We start from the raw sequence: 18,083 nt of genomic DNA, 5'->3' as shown, positions 1-18,083 counted from the left end.
TCCTCTCAGCTTCTCACTCCTCTCCCCCGGTCTGATTCAGGTGGACGGGGGGATGGAGACAGGGCTCTTTCAAGGTCAGCGGTGGAAATCGAGATGGAGCGAGACAATCCTTGTCCCTGTGAGTGTCACGTGTGCTAATATGTATGAATGCTGGACTTTGAAAAGGCCCTGGACTTGGGAACTTCCCAATTGCCATCTGGTTGGGTACAATCTTCTCAGGCGGGAAGGGTTCAGATCGCTGCAGGCGATCAACAGGCGTGCTCATGGAGCGGGGCGATGAAATGGTTTCGATCCTCCGATGGTTATGCCGCCAGCCGGATAGAGCGTGAGTGGGAGTATTTGAAGGATGAAAGCTTCTGGAGGCTTTGGGCGCTCCTCTCCCTCTGCGGAGTCTTCCCCATCGCTCTGGATCGCTGGCTCTTACAACCCCACCAGGTGACCCCGATCGCATTGCTCTTGTTCGCTGCCCTGATCGCTGGCTATGGCTTCTCTCGCATCAACGTCCGCCTGGGCATCGTGGGGCTGGTTGCAGGCGTCGCGATAGCCACCTGGCTGGCGACGCTCTGGTGGCCGGGGCCGGGGGCTGCCACTTTGTTCCTCCTGCCGGTCAGTTTGGCGACCTTTGCTCTGGGATGGCGGGCGGGTGTACTGGTGGGCATCCCCATGATCGCCGCCCTCCTGCTGCGGCCGCTGGGAGTCCCGCTGCATGTGGTCACAACGGAAAGTGTGGCCGTGATCTTTCTGATTGGGGTCACGTGGGCGTTGGGATGGATCAGCGAGGCCCCCCGGTTGATGATCCTCGAGCGACTGTTCGTGTACTATCAGCGGGCGCACACCCTGTTGGAGGAGGCTCGCGAGCACAGATTGGCCTTGAATCAGGCCAACGAGGACCTGGCCGAGGCGTATGCCCAACTGAGCCGCCTGTACGAGCTACTGCGGGCCAGCCGGATGGAGGCCGAGGAGGCCCGACGGGCCAAGGAGGAGTTCGTCGCCAACGTCAGCCATGAGCTGCGCACCCCGCTCAACATGATCATCGGCTTCAGCGAGATGATCGCCCATTCCCCTTCGACTTATGGGTCCCGGCTGCCCAAGGCCCTGCTGTCGGACATCGGGGTGATCTATCGGAACGCGCAGCACCTGGCCCAATTGATCAACGATGTGCTGGATTTGAGCCAGATCGAGGCGGGGCGCTTCAGCTTGAGCCGGGAGTGGACGGACCTCTCCTGCATCATCGATGAGGCTGCCCAGGCGGTGGCGCCGCTCTATCGCGCAAAGGGGCTTTATCTCGATGTGGACCTGCCGTCGAGCCTGCCGGCGGTGTATTGCGATCGACTGCGCGCTCGTCAGGTGATCCTGAACCTCCTCAGCAACGCGGGGCGCTTCACCGAGACGGGCGGCGTCACCGTCGGCGTGACGATGGATCAGGACTACGTCGTGATCCGTGTGCGGGATACGGGACCGGGGATCCGCCCGGAGGATCAGGACCGCATCTTCGAGCCCTTCCAGCAACTGGATGGCTCGACCAAGAGGCCGCATGACGGCAGCGGTCTGGGGCTGAGCATCAGCAGACGGCTGGTGGAGCTGCACGGCGGGAAGATGTGGCTGGAGAGCGAGCCCGGGGTGGGGACCACGTTCTTCTTCTCCCTGCCATTGAGGCCAGATGAGCCCTCCAACGGCCGTGTGTTGTCAGGGGCAAAACGGTGGGTGAACCCATATGCGGCTCATGAGTCTCGCCTCCGGCGTTCGCAGGTGGAGTTGCCCAAGCCGAAGCCCCGGTTCCTGATCGTGGAGCGGGACCCGGTGCTCTCCCGACAGGCCCCCGTCCTCTTCGAGGGAGTGGATGTCGTCGCCGTGCGGGATCTGGAGGAGGCGGAGCGAGAGCTGGTGGAGGATCCGCCGGAAGTGCTTCTGATCAACGATGCCCGGGTAATGGAGACCCGGGGGTTGATCCGGCGATTGGTGGATCTGCCGGACCGCACGGTGGTCGTGAGTTGCTACATACCGGGGAAGATGGAGGCGTGCGAGCGTCTGAGCGTGGTCGACTATCTGGTCAAGCCGGTCACCCGGGCGGCTCTTCTGGCCGCGGCCGAGCGGGTGGCGCCCATGCGTGGCAGCATCCTGATCGTCGAGGACGACCAGACCATGGCGCGCCTGATCGCACGTCAGCTCGCCTCCGCCGGCCGGGGATATCGGACGTTGCGCGCCGGCGATGGGGCGAATGCGCTGGCGCTGATGCGGGAGCGCCAGCCGGATGCCGTGTTCCTGGATCTGGGGCTGCCCGACCGGGATGGCTATCAGGTCCTGGAGGAGAAGAACGCCGACCCTCGGATTCGACACATCCCGGTGGTGATCGTGTCCGCTCGTGATCCGTGGGGGGAACCCGTTGTGGCGAGTCGTCTGCGGGTCGAGCTGACCGGTGGATTGTCCGCTCGGGATATCCTCATGTGCGCGATGGGGCTCAGCCGTTCCCTCGCTCCGGCGTGGCCGTCACGCGCTCCAGAGCCTCCAGAAATGCCTGCTGGCTGACGGGCTTCTGAATGAAGGCCGTGGCTCCCAGCAGATTGGCCAGCTCCTCTTGCGGCAGTATGGTACAGACGATGATGGGTATGTTCTGGGTGTCCGGATGGTGACGCAGCTGGGCCAGGATGTCCCATCCATCCACCCCGGGCATCATCACGTCCAGGACGATGGCGTGCACCCCGAATTTCCGGGCGAGGGCCACCACTTGCGCACAATCCGCCGTGGCGATCACGCGAAAGCGGGAGTTGGCTGCGTAGCGTTCCAGAAGCTGACGGGCGTCCGGGTTATCGTCGACCACCAGCACGGGGATGCTGCCCACCTTGGGGACAACGATCTGGACACGCAGCGGCGGGATGTCGGATGCGATCACGTGGCCGCCGAAGGGGGCGATCAGCGTGGAGACGACATCCAGGGATGCCAGATCGTAGCTGGGTTGTGGGGGGCTCTTGGAGGGGATGGCCGCCTGTTGAAGCGTGATGGTCGCCCCTGTCTCCGATGATGCGACCTGAATGTCCAGGGAGAGCCCGGTGGTCGGGGGGATGACGGCGGTCAGAGCCGTGAGCAGAGCCTGCCGCAGCGCCATGGGGGGCACGGCCACTTTGGGCAAGGCGGGGATCGGAGCTTGCCGCAGGGTCACCCCGTATCGTTTCGCCAGGATAGCGGCGTCCCGGAGGGCTTCGGCCAGCTCGGCGGAGAGAACACTCGCCTCCGATCGAAAGCCGTCGCGCAGCCAGGCGATCTCCTCGTTCAAGCCCGTCCCCTGGGCGGAGGAGGGCGACGGTGCGATTTCCTCTCGTGTAGCCTCAGACGATCGTTCAGTCAGGTTGTACCGATTCCACAGGTGGTCTGCCAGGTATTCGATCGCGTTCGCCTGTTCGCGACGAAGCTGGCGCACGCTGATCCCGAGCTGGTAGGCCACCTCTTTTTGGCTGATTTGCTCCACGTAGCGATAGTACAGGATCTCATACATGCGAGATGGGCGGACCCCGGGGGCGTGCTTCAGGGACTCGATCTCCTTGAACAGGAGTCTTTGCAGGCTCACGGGATTGGCCGCGTTGCGATCGCCCGCGAGGATCGTGAGGAGAGGGCTGCGGCGCAGGCTTTGCAGATCATCGAGTTGCATAAGCGCTGTGCGCAACGCGGCGGTAAACTGCTCCCGATTCAAGGTGTCCTGTTCCTTGCCGGTTTTTGGCCGGTATTGGGCAAAATCGTATCCCCTTTCGTGGGCGGCATGGTATCATGAATGGGGTGTCGCGCGTTGTGTGCGTGGTCGATTCCTCTTTGCGTGATTTACCTGCCGTCACGGTGAAGTATACAAGGGGGGCGGCCCATCCGCAAGTGAAGTGTGGATATCCGGCGTGGCCGGCATTGCCCTCTTTCCCACTGGGGCGGCATGAAGCGCCTCTGTTCGTCAACGGGAGGAAGATGGGTTCCCGCTGACCATGTCCGCTTGATAGGTCCTCATCGTGCCATTCTGAGCGTATCCATTACGTCGATGGTCAACCAACGGTCCGTTTCGTCGTGGAGGATCCTGTGAGCAAGGAGGGGAGGTGATAGCCTGGACGCGATCCTATCCTGAAGCGCGTGTCCGTGTTCATTTCTCAGAATCTTCTATTCCAAGGAGAGTGGAGAGATGGAAGCAAAGCGTTTGTCTCGTAGAGCGTTCCTCAAGGCGGCGGGTGTAGGAGCCGCCGGGGCCCTGGTGGCCGCCTGCGCGCCCATGGCGCCCTCCACCGCCCCGGGCGCGGAAGCGCCCCAGCAGACCACGGCGAAGAAGAAGGTTCGTATGTATGCGCAGGGCCTGACGCCTCGCGAGCGGTTGGAGACGGACCGCTGGGATCCGCCCCAGAAGATGTGGGACATGGAGAAGGCCTACGAGGAGGCCCACCCCGACGTCGATATCGAGTTCATCCCGCAGATCCCCACCGGCTATGAGGAGTGGCTCGTCACCCAGATGTCGGGCGGGACCTCCCCCGAGATCGTCTGGTATCAGCGAGGGTACATCGCCCGTGACTACCAGAAGGGGTGGTTCGTCAACCTCGATCCGTATCTGGAACAGCCGAATCCCTACGTCGACGGCAACAAGCGCTGGATCGATATCTTCCAGCCGCCCGTCATCGCCAGCGGCACGGCGCCCGATGGCCACATCTACATGATCACAGGCGACATCGTCGGCACGGGCTTCTTCTACAACAAGAACATGTTCGAGGAGATCGGCGCCGATGTGCCGGAGACCTGGGCCGAGTACGAGCAGGTCCAGCAGGCCCTGAAGGAGGCGGGTCATATCCCCATGTCCATCAGCATGGATCTGGCGGGTGGGGTGCAGCTCTATGGGAGCTGGAGCACTCGCGAGGTCCAGGATGTGATGTATGATCGCAAGATGGGGTATATTAAGTGGGGTGAGGAAGGGGCGAACAAGACCGTCTCGCGAACCTGGAAGCCCGGTGAGAACCTGCCTCCGCCGGTGATGGTGCGTGCCATCAAGGCCGGACGCTATGGCGCCAAGGATCCCGAATGGAAGGAGATGCTCCGGATCATCAAGGGGTGGTCCAACTACTGGCCTGACGGGTTCTGGGCCGTACCGCCCGATGATGTGTACCGGCTGTGGGCCACCGGAGAGGCCGCCGTGGCCTGGATGGGCAGCTGGATGAACAAGCCGGTCCGCAACGACCCGCTCATCGAGTTCGAGTGGGGCATCTTCCCCAAGATCCCCAAGATCACCGAGGAGACGTCCGAGTTCGGCGGCGTGGACTTCCCGGCCATGGCGGGCGTGGGTGGCGTCTTCCAGTACGCCATCGCCAGCGTGGCCGAGGAGCGCGGCGTGCTGGATGAGACCATCGACTGGATGCGCTTCATCACGGCTCCCAAGAACCTGATCGCGCTGCTGAACGATCATGGCGGATTCGCCCCCGGCACGGTGGACACCACGGGTGCCGATCCGACGCTCTCCGTGTACACGGACATGATGGTCAAGTACGGCACGGAGCGGATCGAGCCGTTCGACAGCATGTTGACCCGCGAGTTTGTGGACACGCTGTGGAACCTCCTGCAGCAGTTCCTGGCGGACCAGATCGACGCCGAGCAGATGACGGATCAGGTGCAGCAGGAGATGGAGCGGGCAGCCGATCAGCTCCTGGCCGAGCATCCGGACTGGGCAGAGGGAAGCTGATCCTTAGCACCCTGCACGATGAGACGAGTCAGGGGGAGCCGGCTCCCCCTGACTCGCTATCATGGGAGAGGAGAGATGACACAGTTGACGGCCCAACGTGCAAGACCCGCCGCCGTTTCCCCGTCGAAGATCGCGGTCACCCTGCGGCATGCGGCCCGGTGCAAGGAATGCTATCTGTTGCTACTGCCCACGTTCACGCTGATCTTGCTCTTCAATTATTACCCCGCCGCGTCGGCCCTGTACCACAGCTTCTTCGACTGGAATGGGGCGAACTTCAAGCGCTTCTCCGGCCTGAGCAATTTCAACCTGATGATCCACGATCCAACCATCTGGTTGTCCCTAGGCAACATGGTGAAGCTCACATTGGTGGCGCTGGCCATCAACCTCACCTTCCCACTGATGGCTGGGGCGTTGATCTTCCATCTGCGTGATCTCCGGCTGGCTTATTTCTATCGCGTGCTGTTCGTCGTGCCCATGGTGGTGCCGGGCATGGTCACCCTGATGATCTGGCGCTTCATCTACAACCCCAACATCGGCCTGCTGAACCAGATCCTGAGATCGATCGGACTGGGGTCGTTGGCCCGGCCGTGGCTGGGGGACTTCGATCTGGCCCTCTATGCGATCATGTTCATCGGGTTCCCGTGGGTGGCGGGCATCTCGACGCTGATCTATCTGGCCGGATTCCAGGCTATCCCTATGGAGTTGCTGGATGCGGCGGCCATCGACGGCGCGTCCACCTGGAAGCGCTTCTGGCACGTGGAGCTGCCGCTCGTGATGTCCCAGGTCAAGCTGATCGTGATCCTGACGGTGATCGGATCGTTTCAGGGATTCACCACCATCATGGTGATGACCAACGGCGGCCCGGGAGTGTCCACCATGGTGCCAGGGCTGTATCTTTATCGGAATGCCATGTACTATAATAAGATGGGATATGCCTGTGCCATCGGCACCATGCTGTTCATCGTGACCCTGATCCTGACCTACCTGAATACCCGATACCTGAAGTCGAGCGTGGAGTTCACGGGTGTGTAACCTACAAGGAGAGCGTCCATGAGCCGCACGTTGAGGCATGACCTGCCGATTCATCTCGTCCTGGGGTTCCTTGCCATTCTCACCTTTTATCCGTTCATCTTCATGGTGATCACCTCTTTCAAGACGTCGCCCCAATTCATTCACAATTTCTGGGGGGTTGCCTGGCCGCCGACGCTGGCCAATTATCGGGATGCGTGGGGCCGGATCAGCGTGTACTTGGCCAATAGCACCCTGGTTTCGGGCGTGTCCGTGGCCGGTGTGGTGGCCATCTCCAGCATCTCCGCCTTTGTGTTCGCCCGGTTCTCCTTCCCCGGGCGAGAGTTCCTGTTCTTCGCTATCCTCTCGCTGTTGATGATCCCGGGCGTGCTGACGCTGGTGCCCGCCTTTCTCCTGATCAAGAGCTTCGGATTGTTGAACACGTACTGGGCCCTGATCCTGCCGTACATCTCCGGCGGCCAGATCTTCGCCATCTTCATCCTGCGCAGCTTCATCGCCTCACTGCCGGAGGAGCTCTTCGAATCCGCCCGCCTGGATGGGGCTTCCACGTTGCAGCTCTTCCTGCACATCGTCCTGCCCCTATCGAAGCCTATCCTGGTGACGATCGCCATCATGAACATCCTCGGCACGTGGAATGACTACGTCTGGCCGTTGGTGACGATCCCGGACGGCCGCCGCTGGACGATCTCTGTGGGGATCGTCAGCTTCAGCAGCCATTACGGAGGGCTGGAGAGTTGGGGGCCGATGTTCGCCGGATTCGTCATCGCGTCGATCCCCCTGATCATCCTGTTCCTGTTCACCATGCGCTACTTCATCGCCGGCCTGACATCGGGGGCGATCAAGGCGTAACGCGAGGCGTTGTGCCAGACTTGGACGATCCGGTCACGGGCTGAGCCTTCACGCTCAGCCTGTGCCGTTGTGGAACGTTGCCGTGTACCCGGAGGTATCTCACCGCGTTGCTGAATCCGATCCGACGGCTCCTGGGATTGTGGAAGCTGGCCCATCAGCGATTGCTGCACGAGCCCGCCCTGGCGTTTGCCCTGTTGCTGGGATGGGTGGTGGCGGTCGCTTTGGTCTCCGCCATCCCCATGTACACGGATGCGATCCATCAGTCGCTGCTGCGGCGAGAGCTGCAGACGGTGCAGACGGGGCGCCGGCCGGCTTTCGCCTTCTTCTTCCACTACACGGGTGAACGAGAGGACTTCCCTGTCTGGGATCACTATTGGGCACTGGATCAATATCTGGAGACGGGATTGTCCTCGGACCTCGAGCTTCCGGTCCGGGTCCGGATGCACTACGTCAAGAGTGACCTCTTTCAGCTCTTCCCCTCAGAGGATGGGGCGTATTCGCGCGGCGATCAACCGCTGAGCCACGTCGCCTTGGGCTTCATCACGGATCTGGGGCCGCATCTCGTCCTGGCGGAGGGACAGGAGCCGCAGGACGACGGCACCGGGCGTTATCTGGATGTGCTGATCAGCCCCACCCTGGCCACGGACCTGGGGCTTCAGGTGGGGGAGACGTACGTGCTCTTCGATCCCGGCGGCATCTCCCCTTCCGGCTCGGAGCGTTCCGCTATCACGATCCCCGTGCGGATCGCTGGCGTCTGGCAGGCTTATGATCCCGATGCCCCCTTCTGGTATATCCCACCGGAGTCCTTCGACCGTGTGTTGCTGGTCTCCCGAGATGCGTACATCCGCTCGGTGGGCGGGAGCATCCCCCAGCCCCTGTTCGACGTGGGCTGGTACCAGGTCCTCGACGGCGGGAGCGTGCGGGCGGAGGATGTGGAGGCCTTTCTCCGGCGGGTGGCTTCGGTGGAGACGCGTGTGGACACATTGCTCCCGGGCACCCGGCTGACCCTCTCGCCCGTGTCGGCGCTGCGACGGTATCAGCGTGCGGTTTCCACGCAGTCCCTGTTGATCCTGCTGCTCACCCTGCCCATTGTGGGTTTGGTGCTCCTCTTTATCGTGCTGATCGCGGACAACATGGTGGAGCGCCAGCGGTTGGAGATCTCCATCCTGAAGAGCCGGGGGAGTACCGGCGCTCAGATTGTCGTGACGTACCTTCTTCAAGGCATCACGTTGGGGGTTCTGGCGTTGCTGTTGGGGCTTCCCTTGGGACGGTGGGCGGCTCAGGCGGTGGGGGGCACGCGGGGATTCCTTGCCTTCGAGCGATCTGTTCCCTTGGTCGTGGCCGTGACGCGGGAGAGCCTCACGTTCGCCGTGGGAGCGTTGGTCTTGGCCCTGGGGGCCACCATGACGCCGGCGTGGAGAGCTGCCCACTTCACCATCGTCATCGCCAAGCAGGCGGTCGGCCGATCAGACGATCGGCCCTCGTGGTGGCAGGTGCTGAGCGACCTGGCGCTGCTCTCCGCGGCGGGCTACGGATATTATCTGCTTCGGGGGCAGGGGCGCATCGCGCAGCTCCAGTTTGGAGAGGGTGGGGATCCCTGGGAGAACCCGATCCTCTTCCTGGCCCCGGCGATCTTTCTCCTGGCCGGGGCGCGGGTGTATGTACGCCTCTTTCCGCCGGCCATGCGGCTATTGGGGATCCTGGTCGCCCGGGTGCCCGGCGTGGCGACGCTTCTGGCCGTGCGCAATCTGGCCCGGAGCAGCCGGCACTACGCCGCCCTGATCATGCTGCTGGTCCTGACCGTCGGTCTGGGGACGTTCACCGCCTCCGTCGCCCGCACGCTGGATGAGAATCTAGTGGCCCGCACGTACTATCAGGTCGGGGCGGACGTCGCATTGGCGGAGGCGGCGGGAGTGATCGGCCGGAGCGTCAGCGTGACCTCGGGAGGCCCGTCCGGAGCCGCCTCGGATGCGGGGGGATTGGAGGAGCTCCCGAGTTGGGCCATCCTTCCCGTCTCCGAGCATCTGCGCGCCCCCGCGGTGCGGGCGGCCGCCCGGGTGGGCGTGTTCAAGGCGACCACCCGCGTGGGCGGGGAGATGGTCACCGGGCGTTTGTACGGGATCGATCGCCTTGACTTCCCTCGCGTCGCCTACTTCCGACGGGATTTCGCCCCTACCTCGCTGGGTGCTTTGATGAACGCGCTGGCTGTGGACCCGTCGGGGATCCTGGTGCGATCGGAGTTCCTGTCCCAAACAGGGTTGCGTATCGGCGACGCGTTGCATTTGCGGGGGCTGATCGCTGGCAGCAACCAGCCCCTCCTGTTCACGATCGTGGGAGTGGTGGATCTGTTCCCCACGGCTTACCCGGGTGAGGGGGAGTTTTTCATCGCCAACCTGGAGTACATCTTCGATCAGTTGGGTGGGCCGGTGCCGTACTACGTCTGGCTGTCCGTCGATCAGGGGGTGGATGCGCCCACGCTGGTCGGGCAGCTGGAGGAGGTCGGGTTCCGGATCCTGGAGATGGATGACGCTCGCCAGCAGATCGCCGAAGAGCGGGCGCGTCCGGAGCGCATCGGCTTGTTCGGCTTCCTCTCCCTGGGATTCGTCATCACGACGCTCCTGAGCATGCTGGCGCTGGGCTTACACGCCTTCCTGGTATATCGCCAGCGTTTCATTCAACTCGGCATCATGCGGGCCATCGGCCTTTCGGCGGGGCAGGTGGCCGCCTCCCTGGCGGGGGAGCAGATCTTGCTCACCAGCCTCGGCATCCTGGGCGGCGCCGTGTTGGGGCTGGTGACCAGCCATCTCTTCATCCCCTTCCTGCAGATCGGCCACACGGAGGCGGATCTGATCCCGCCTTTCGCCGTCATCGTCGCCTGGCGCGATACGGGATATGCGGTCGCCGCCCTGATCGCCGTCTCGACGCTGACCACCGGCGTGGTCGTGGGGCTGCTCTCCCGGCTGCGGGTCTTCCAGGCGGTCAAGCTGGGCGAGGCGTTGACCTGAGCCGGGCGCCACCGGGGCTATCGGCCGGCAGCGATCCGATCGCTGGCCTCGTCCAGAGCGACGATCTCCTCCTCCGTCAGCCGCCACCCGGCGGCCGCCGCGTTGTCTTCGGCCTGACGGGCGTTCTTGGCGCCGGGGATGGGCACCGCCCCCTTGCAGATGACCCAGTTCAGGGCGACCTGGGCTGGCGTCTTGCCCCCATGCGCCTGTCCGATCTCCCGCAGCAGGCCGACGAGCGGCTGGGCCTGGATCAGCCGTTGGCGCCCCAGTCGGCGGCCGCGCAGCCCTGCCGGTGGACGCTCCGGCGTGTATTTCCCGGTCAGCAGCCCCATCCCCAGCGGGCTGTAGGCGATCAGCGTGACCTTCAGCTCCCGGCAGAGCGCCATCAGCCCGTTGCGCTCCGGGCCTCGCTGCAACAGGCTGTACTCCACCTGGTTCGAGGCGAGCGGCACGCCGCGCCGGGCCAACGCCTCGTGTGCCTTCTGCATCTGCTCCACGCTGTAATTGGAGACGCCTACGGCGCGCACCAGCCCTGCCTCCACCGCGTCGGCCAGCGCGTCCATCCAGGTCTCGATGGGCACGGGGGGAAACGGCCAGTGGATCTGGTATAGGTCGACCTGCTGCATTCCCAGGCGTTTCAGGCTGCCGCGCAGCGCCCGGAGCAGGCTACGACGTCCCAGACGCCAGGGGAAGGGGAAGAACTTGGTGGCCACCACGACGGGGCGGCCGGCTTCCCGGATGAATCGCCCCAGGAGCCGCTCCGAGCGGCCGAGTCCATAGACTTCGGCGGTGTCGAAGAAGTGGATCCCGGCCTCCAGGCTGGCTTGGAACGCCGCTCGCAGGTCCGCATCGGTGTAGCCGCGTCCGTAACCCCACCATATCCGATCGCCCCAGGCCCAGGTGCCGATGCCGATAGGGCTGATGCGCAGATCGGTGGGCCCCAGGGGGATCCGCTCCGAATGAGGGGCGTCGGATCGTGCGTCTTCTCGCTCCATATGGACTCCTCTTCTTCGGTGAGCCATGCCCTTGCCGGCCAAGCCTCAACCGGGCCGGTCGATCTCAGGGATGGCCGGGGGAATCGTCGTGATCTCCAGATCGAAGGGCGGCGCCGGGCGGCGCAAGAGCCTGCGCAGAAGGTCCCGAACGACGCCCCGGGCCATGCCTGCGGGGCCCAGTATGCGGACCTCCAGCCCCGTGCGGCCGTCGGTGGCGTCCGATGCCAGCCATACCGCCTTGCGGGCGGGTACCTCCGGTGGGTTCGCCCATAGCCGCATCACCGTCTTTAGCGGCTGGAGGCGCCCCTCGTATCCGGCGACGGCCTCCACGCGCCGCAACAGGTCGGTGTCCATGAGCCCTGGGCTGAACGCGTAGATGCCGACGCCGCTCTCCCTGTACTCGCGAGCCAGGGCCAGCGTGAAGCTTCGAACCCAGGCTTTGCTGGCGGCGTACGCGTTCTGCATGGGCACCGGCCGACGGGCTCCACGCCCGAGCACATTGATCAGTTTCCCGTGCCCCTGGGCCAGGAATCGTCGTATGGCGACCATGGATCCGTGGTAGACGCCGAGGATGTTGGTCTGGTAGACCCGCAGGAAGCCTTCAGACGGGATGTGGGCGGTGGGACCGTATGGGGCGGCGACGCCCGCGTTGTTCACCCAGATGTCAAACCCGCCGAAGGTCTCCTCGGCGTGCGCGGCCAACGTCTGCACCTGCTCCATGTCCCCTACGTCGCATGGCAGGCCGGTGACCCGCCTGGCCTCCGCCCGCAGGCGCGTGACGGCTCGATCCACCGCCTCGGCTGAGCGGGAGGAGATGACCACGGCCGCTCCCTCTCGTGCGTAGGCCCGGGCGATGGCCAGGCCCAGCCCCCGGGTGCTGCCCGTGATCACCGCCGTCTTGCCCGTCAATATGCCCATTGCCTCGCCTCCTCTGCCGCTCCCAAGGCCTGCTTGCGAGATAGAAACAGGCCCTGACCATCCTCGGTCAGGGCCTGCGCACGTGAGTGGACAGGCTACTTATCCAGCAGGGCGGCCACGCCCGGCAGCGTCTTCCCCTCCAGGAACTCCAGGCTGGCGCCGCCTCCGGTGGAGATGTGCGTGATCTTATCGGCCAGCCCCGCCTGCTTGACGGCAGCCACCGAGTCGCCGCCGCCGATGATGGTCACCGCGTCCTTCAGATCGGCCAGCGCCTGGGCGATGGCGACGGTCCCCTTGGCGAAGGCCGGGAACTCGAATACGCCCATGGGGCCGTTCCAGACCACGGTCTTGGCGCCCGCCAGCCGGTTGCTGAAGTGGGCAACGGTGGCCGGCCCGATGTCCAGCGCTCGCCAGCCGGCCGGGACCTCGTCCACCGGCACGACCTTGTGGTTGGCGTTCGCGTCGAAGGCGTCCGCCACCACGAGATCGACGGGCAGGAAGATCTTCCCCTCGCCCTCCTGGAGGAGCTGCTTCGCCGTGTCCAGGCTGTCCTCCTCCACCAGGGATTCGGCCATGTCATACCCCTGGGCCTGCAGGAAGGTGTTGGCCATGCCCCCGCCGATCAGCAGGGCGTCCACCTTCCCCAACAGGTTCTGGATGACGCCGATCTTATCGGAGATCTTGGCGCCGCCCAGGATGGCGATGAACGGTCGCTCCGGAGCCTCCAGCGCCTTGCCCAGGAAGTTCAGCTCCTTCTCCATGAGGAAGCCTGCCACGGCCGGCAGGTAGTGGGCGACCCCCTCCGTGGACGCGTGGGCGCGATGGGCGCTGCCGAAGGCGTCGTTGACATAAATATCCCCGAGCTTGGCCAGTTGCTGGGCGAAGGCGGGATCGTTCTTCCGCTCCTCCGGATGGAAGCGGGTGTTCTCCAGCAGGAGCACGTCGCCCGGCTGTAGCTCGGCCGCCATCGCCTCCACCTCCGGGCCGACGCAGTCGGGGGCCATCTTCACCGGCTTCCCCAGGAGCTGGCTCAGGTGCTCGGCCACGGGCTTCAGGCTGAACTCCGGCTTCACCTGGCCCTTGGGGCGGCCCAGGTGGGACATCAGGATGACCTTGGCCCCCTGGTCGATCAGGTACTGGATGGTGGGAAGGGCGGCCCGGATGCGTGTGTCGTCGGCCACCTTGCCGTCCGACAGCGGGACGTTAAAATCCACTCGCACCAGCACTCGTTTCCCCTTGACGTCGATATCGCGTACGGTCTTCTTGTTCATGGGACCCTCTCTCATCTGTGAAACGTAAAGAGCTGGAAGCTGGAGGCTGGCCGGACACCAGCATCTTCTCCCAGCTTCCAGCTCACGGTATCCTACCCGGGTGAGCCGATTACGGGCTCGTGATTACAGCCCCTTCTTCGCCATGAGGGCGATCAGATCGGCCACGCGCACGGAGTAAGCCCACTCGTTGTCGTACCAGGAGACGACCTTGACCAGGTTGCCGCCGATCACCTGCAGGAGCTGGCCGTCGATGACGCTGGAGCGCTCGTCGCCCTTCAGGTCCATGGAGACGAGCGGCTCTTCCGTGTATCCCAGGATGCCCTTCATCGGGCCCGCCGCGGCGGCCTTGTAGGCCTCCTTCAGCTCCTCTAGGGTGACCTCACGGCTGGTCACGGCCACGAAGTCCACAATGGAGACGGTCGGCGTGGGCACGCGCAGCGCGTATCCGTCGAACTTGCCCTTCAGCTCGGGGATGACCAGCGCCACCGCACGCGCAGCGCCGGTGGTCGTCGGGATGATGTTGAGGGCGGCCGCGCGAGCACGGCGCATGTCCTTGTGCGGCAGGTCCAGGATGCGCTGATCGTTGGTGTAGGAGTGAACCGTGACCATCAGCGCCTTCTCGATCCCGGCCAGGTCCTGCAGCACCTTGGCGGCCGGCGCCAGACAGTTCGTGGTGCAGGACGCGTTGGAGACGATGCTGTGCTTGGCCGGATCGTACTCATCCTGGTTCACGCCCAGCACGACCGTCAGATCGGGCTCGGTGGCCGGAGCCGAGATGATGACCTTCTTGGCGCCGGCGGTCAGGTGCATCGCCGCCTGCTCTCGCTTCCGGAACACGCCGGTGGACTCCACCACCACGTCGACGCCCAGCTCGCCCCAGGGCAGCTTGCTGGGATCTCGCTCGGACAGGTTCTTGATGACCTTGCCGTTGATGACCAGGTTTCCGTCCTTGGTCTCGACAGTGCCGGGAAAGATCCCGTAATTGGAGTCGTACTTGAACAGGTGAGCGTTGGTCTCCACGTCAAAGAGATCGTTGACGGCGACCAGTTCCAGCTCCCCCTCGTACTTCTCAAATAGCGCCTTGGTAACCTGCCGCCCGATGCGGCCGAACCCATTGATACCTACCTTGACAGCCATGGAAGAACCTCCTTACCGTATTGCATTGAAGCGAGTTTGTCGTAGCAGAGGGGAGTGCGCCTGGAGCGTCCTTTCTCCTCGCTAGCTCAGTGGAAGAACGACGAGGAGGAGAGGTCTCCGGCGTCCAGGGGCATCTCCTCTCTAGCGGCGGTCTCTTCCCGGTAGAGCGCCAGCAGATGTTGCGCCAGCTTGCCGGGATGGTGCCGCCAGGGTCGTTCTGGATCGATGAGGCTGGCCGTTACCACGCGGTATCCCCCGACGGCCATGTCCTCCTGGGAGGGCGGGCGTACCCAGGACACGCCCTTGCCGATGGAGCGCGATGTGGCGAAGTCGTTGTTCGCCAGTACCAGGGGGAACAGGTCCCGGCCGACATGGGATTGCAGCGCCTGCACGTGTTCATGTACGTCGAAGCCATCCGTCTCGCCGCGTTGGGTGGCCACATTGCAAACGTATACCCGGACGGCCTGGGAGGCTCGTATCGCCTGGGCGATGTCCGTGACCAGCAGGTTGGGCAGCACGCTGGTGAACAGGCTTCCCGGCCCGGCCACGATGAGGTCGGCCTCCAGGATGGCCCGTACCGATTCCGGGTAAGCGGGCGGATCCTCCGGCTGCAGGAACACACGTTCGATGATGTGCCCATGGGCCTGTTTGGGGATGTGAGACTCCCCCCAAACCCGCCTCCAGCGTGGCTCCTGGCCGGGGATCTCCTCACGCACATCTGCGCACAGGACCACGCTTTTCAACGTGGATGGGAGCACCCGCCCGCGCACGGCCAACACCCGGCTGGACTCCAACAGGGCCCGGTCGAAGCTGCCGGTCACCGCGGTCATGGCGGCGATGAACAGATTCCCAAAGCTGTGCCCGCCGAGCCCCATGCCCTCGCCGAAGCGATACTGGAACAGCTTCGTCATGAGCGCTTCATCGTCGGCCAGGGCGGCGATGCAGTTGCGGAAGTCCCCCGGCGGCAATACGCCCAATTCCTCTCGCAGGCGGCCGGAACTTCCACCGTCATCGGCCACGGTTACGATGGCCGTGATGTGGTCCGTGTGCGCTTTCAATCCTCGCAGCAGGGTGGATAGGCCTGTCCCGCCGCCGAGTGCGACGACCTTAGGCCCATCCCCGTGATGGTGATGCTCACTCACGGTACCCACCGTTGGACCAGGCGATCGGCGCGCGTGCGAGCCGTGGATGTTGCTGGCACGGCCGCGGGATGGCGTCGACGGTGGCGGCATGACCGGACGGGATCGTGTGAATCACGCGCTCCTTGGCGATTTGACGCTGTAAGATCGGTTGTCGAAGGTGCAAGGATGACGGAGCCTGATCAAACAATGCGGCCAGCCCGAGATCGAGCGTGGCCACTTCCTCAAATCGGGGCGCCGTCCGACGTGTGACCTGCATGCCGGGATGAACCCATTCCCGATGCGATCTGACATATGGTTGTGTTCCCTCATGCATGCTGGTCATCCCCCCAAGAGGCGATTATAGCCCAAGTCCAATGGGAAGTCAAAGGAATTTCGGATAGGTAGTGTACTCGAGCATCGTTCTGTGGCCGGCCGTCTGGCCCCGCGAATGGCGCTGAACGGTCATAGGAAGAAGCAGATGTGACAAATGGCGGCGGCGAGTATATACTCGCGTTGGGGGAATGGATGGGGGAGTATGTCTGCTTGTAATGGGGTAGACGCCCCGGGCGGCGCTCCGCCGGAGGGCTTATCGATCGCGGCTCGGGCCGTGAGGGGGTCGTTTTACAGCGTCGGGGCGTCCGCGATCACGTTGACGCTGGGGCTCACGCGGGCGGTGCTCCTGGCCCGGCTGCTTCTGCCCGAACATTTCGGCGTCGTGACGCTGGCGCTGTTCTACGTCCAGCTGGCCGACAGGCTCCGGGCGCTGGGGCTCGGCCGGGCGATGATCCATCGCCGGGAGGTGGATGACCGGGTCGTCTCGACCTACTTCACCCTGCAGATGGCTTTGCTGCTCGGGAGCCTGATGACGTTGGCGGCCCTGGCCCCCGTGCTCGCCCGTGCCTATCCCGGGATGCCGTCGCTGGTGTATATCCTGTGGGCGCTCGTCGGCGTCAGCCTCATTAAGGGGCTGAACGCGTATCAGGAGACGTTTCTGAGCCGTGATCTGGACTTTCGCCGGCTGGCCCTGGCCGATGTGGTGAGCTCCGTCACGATGACGATCGCGGCCCCCCTCGCCGCATGGTATGGCTGGGGGGCTTGGAGCCTGATCCTGGAGCAGGCCGGTGGGCAGATCGCCCGCTCGGCGGTGTGCTGGATCCTTCCCGTTGCGCCGACGCCCCGGCTGGGTTGGGATGGAGAGGCGCTCCGCTGGTTCTGGCGCTTTGGCATCCGGGTCTGGTGGGGAACCAATCTCTCCTACCTGCTCGATCGTTTTGACGATTTCTGGATCGGCACGGCGCTGGGGAAGACGCCGCTGGGGTACTACTCACGGGCTTATGAGTTCGCCCGCTATCCCCGGCGCATCATCGCCAACCCCCTGGCCTCCGTCTTCTTCCCGACCTTCGCCCGATTGCAGAGCGACCGTCTTCGCCTGTCCCAGGCTTTCTTTCGCGTGACCAGTCTGATGATTCGGGCGGGGTTTGGGTTCGGCCTGATGTTCATCCTGGCGGCTCCGGAGCTGATCCGTCTGCTGATCGGGGAGCGATGGTTGCCGATGTTGACCACTTTCCAGCTCATGCTGGTGTATACGCTGGCGGATCCGCTCACGGTGGTGGCCGGCAACCTGCTGGTGGCGGCCGGGCACCCGGGTCGCGTCACCCGGGCGCGAGCCGTGCAGCTCGCCGTCTTCGTCCCCGCGGTCGTCGTGTTAGGGAGATGGTGGGGCATCGAGGGGGTGGCGCTGGCCGCCGACCTGATGGTGCTGGTGGGGTTGGTCCTGCTGTTCGCCCAAACCCGACATCTGGTGGACTATTCCTGGAGGGCGATGTGGCTATGGCCGACGGTGGCGGTGGCGCTCATCGCCCCGGCGACCTTGATGGGGGTAGACGTGGGGAGGGATTGGTCGCTGTGGGGACGGCTGGCCTTCAAATGCGTCTCGGTCAGCGTCCTGTACGGCGGCCTGCTCTGGCTCACGGAGCGGGAGCAGCTGAGGGCGGGCTGGCATCTCCTCTATCGATCCCTCAAATTAGGAAGTGGACATTCGGCCCCTTGAGGGGCTTTGGAAGGGGAGT

General features: G+C 64.3%; 12 protein-coding genes. 6 read left to right on the top strand and 6 right to left on the bottom strand.

The window, feature by feature from the left end:
* Window positions 1-276 precede the first annotated feature (276 nt).
* Entirely contained in the window at window positions 277-2,526 is a 2,250-nt protein-coding gene (locus GXP39_10455; protein NOZ28457.1) for a hybrid sensor histidine kinase/response regulator, read from the top strand.
* Here GXP39_10455 and GXP39_10450 read toward each other — a convergent pair.
* Complete coding sequence (locus tag GXP39_10450; GenBank protein NOZ28456.1) at window positions 2,459-3,685, bottom strand: response regulator; 1,227 nt, start codon at window positions 3,683-3,685, stop codon at window positions 2,459-2,461. The two genes, GXP39_10455 and GXP39_10450, sit on opposite strands and share 68 nt — an antisense overlap.
* Window positions 3,686-4,153: 468 nt before the next feature.
* Here GXP39_10450 and GXP39_10445 point away from each other — a divergent pair, with 468 nt between their 5' ends.
* The 4 genes from GXP39_10445 (at window position 4,154) to GXP39_10430 (ending at window position 10,572) form a co-directional block, all read left to right on the top strand.
* Window positions 4,154-5,689, top strand: a complete 1,536-nt coding sequence (locus tag GXP39_10445) for a carbohydrate ABC transporter substrate-binding protein (GenBank protein ID NOZ28455.1) — start codon at window positions 4,154-4,156, stop codon at window positions 5,687-5,689.
* A gap of 75 nt (window positions 5,690-5,764) precedes the next feature.
* Complete coding sequence (locus GXP39_10440; GenBank protein ID NOZ28454.1) at window positions 5,765-6,721, top strand: sugar ABC transporter permease; 957 nt, start codon at window positions 5,765-5,767, stop codon at window positions 6,719-6,721.
* 18 nt (window positions 6,722-6,739) lie between these two features.
* Entirely contained in the window at window positions 6,740-7,567 is an 828-nt protein-coding gene (locus GXP39_10435; GenBank protein ID NOZ28453.1) for a carbohydrate ABC transporter permease, read from the top strand.
* Between the two features lie 107 nt (window positions 7,568-7,674).
* On the top strand, window positions 7,675-10,572 hold the full coding sequence (locus GXP39_10430) for an ABC transporter permease (protein ID NOZ28452.1): 2,898 nt from the start codon (window positions 7,675-7,677) through the stop codon (window positions 10,570-10,572).
* Between the two features lie 17 nt (window positions 10,573-10,589).
* Here GXP39_10430 and GXP39_10425 read toward each other — a convergent pair whose 3' ends face one another.
* From GXP39_10425 to GXP39_10405, 5 genes are all read right to left on the bottom strand, one after another.
* A complete protein-coding gene (locus tag GXP39_10425; GenBank protein NOZ28451.1) occupies window positions 10,590-11,567 on the bottom strand; it encodes an aldo/keto reductase in 978 nt (325 codons plus the stop codon).
* Window positions 11,568-11,612: 45 nt separating this feature from the next.
* Window positions 11,613-12,485, bottom strand: a complete 873-nt coding sequence (locus GXP39_10420; protein ID NOZ28450.1) for an SDR family oxidoreductase — start codon at window positions 12,483-12,485, stop codon at window positions 11,613-11,615.
* Between the two features lie 95 nt (window positions 12,486-12,580).
* Window positions 12,581-13,756, bottom strand: coding sequence for a phosphoglycerate kinase (locus GXP39_10415; GenBank protein NOZ28449.1), 1,176 nt, complete (start codon window positions 13,754-13,756; stop codon window positions 12,581-12,583).
* Between the two features lie 123 nt (window positions 13,757-13,879).
* On the bottom strand, window positions 13,880-14,893 hold the full coding sequence (gap, locus tag GXP39_10410; GenBank protein ID NOZ28448.1) for a type I glyceraldehyde-3-phosphate dehydrogenase: 1,014 nt from the start codon (window positions 14,891-14,893) through the stop codon (window positions 13,880-13,882).
* Between the two features lie 86 nt (window positions 14,894-14,979).
* Complete coding sequence (locus GXP39_10405) at window positions 14,980-16,125, bottom strand: YvcK family protein (protein NOZ28447.1); 1,146 nt, start codon at window positions 16,123-16,125, stop codon at window positions 14,980-14,982.
* 424 nt (window positions 16,126-16,549) lie between these two features.
* Here GXP39_10405 and GXP39_10400 point away from each other — a divergent pair, with 424 nt between their 5' ends.
* On the top strand, window positions 16,550-18,064 hold the full coding sequence (locus tag GXP39_10400) for an oligosaccharide flippase family protein (GenBank protein NOZ28446.1): 1,515 nt from the start codon (window positions 16,550-16,552) through the stop codon (window positions 18,062-18,064).
* Window positions 18,065-18,083 lie beyond the last annotated feature (19 nt).

The organism is Chloroflexota bacterium (genome assembly GCA_013152435.1).
Lineage (GTDB): Bacteria > Chloroflexota > Anaerolineae > DUEN01 > DUEN01 > DUEN01.
The sequence above is the reverse complement of the archived record's forward strand: the minus strand, read 5'-3'. Positions and strand labels throughout refer to the sequence as shown.

Excerpts from the sequence above, each read along its gene's own strand:
- GXP39_10455 (NOZ28457.1), top strand. The coding sequence starts at position 277 with ATGAAATGGTTTCGATCCTCCGATGGTTATGCCGCCAGCCGGATAGAG.
- GXP39_10435 (NOZ28453.1), top strand. The coding sequence starts at position 6,740 with ATGAGCCGCACGTTGAGGCATGACCTGCCGATTCATCTCGTCCTGGGG.
- GXP39_10445 (NOZ28455.1), top strand. The coding sequence starts at position 4,154 with ATGGAAGCAAAGCGTTTGTCTCGTAGAGCGTTCCTCAAGGCGGCGGGT.
- GXP39_10425 (NOZ28451.1), bottom strand. The coding sequence starts at position 11,567 with ATGGAGCGAGAAGACGCACGATCCGACGCCCCTCATTCGGAGCGGATC.
- GXP39_10420 (NOZ28450.1), bottom strand. The coding sequence starts at position 12,485 with ATGGGCATATTGACGGGCAAGACGGCGGTGATCACGGGCAGCACCCGG.
- gap (NOZ28448.1), bottom strand. The coding sequence starts at position 14,893 with ATGGCTGTCAAGGTAGGTATCAATGGGTTCGGCCGCATCGGGCGGCAG.
- GXP39_10415 (NOZ28449.1), bottom strand. The coding sequence starts at position 13,756 with ATGAACAAGAAGACCGTACGCGATATCGACGTCAAGGGGAAACGAGTG.
- GXP39_10400 (NOZ28446.1), top strand. The coding sequence starts at position 16,550 with ATGTCTGCTTGTAATGGGGTAGACGCCCCGGGCGGCGCTCCGCCGGAG.
- GXP39_10405 (NOZ28447.1), bottom strand. The coding sequence starts at position 16,125 with ATGCCGCCACCGTCGACGCCATCCCGCGGCCGTGCCAGCAACATCCAC.
- GXP39_10440 (NOZ28454.1), top strand. The coding sequence starts at position 5,765 with ATGACACAGTTGACGGCCCAACGTGCAAGACCCGCCGCCGTTTCCCCG.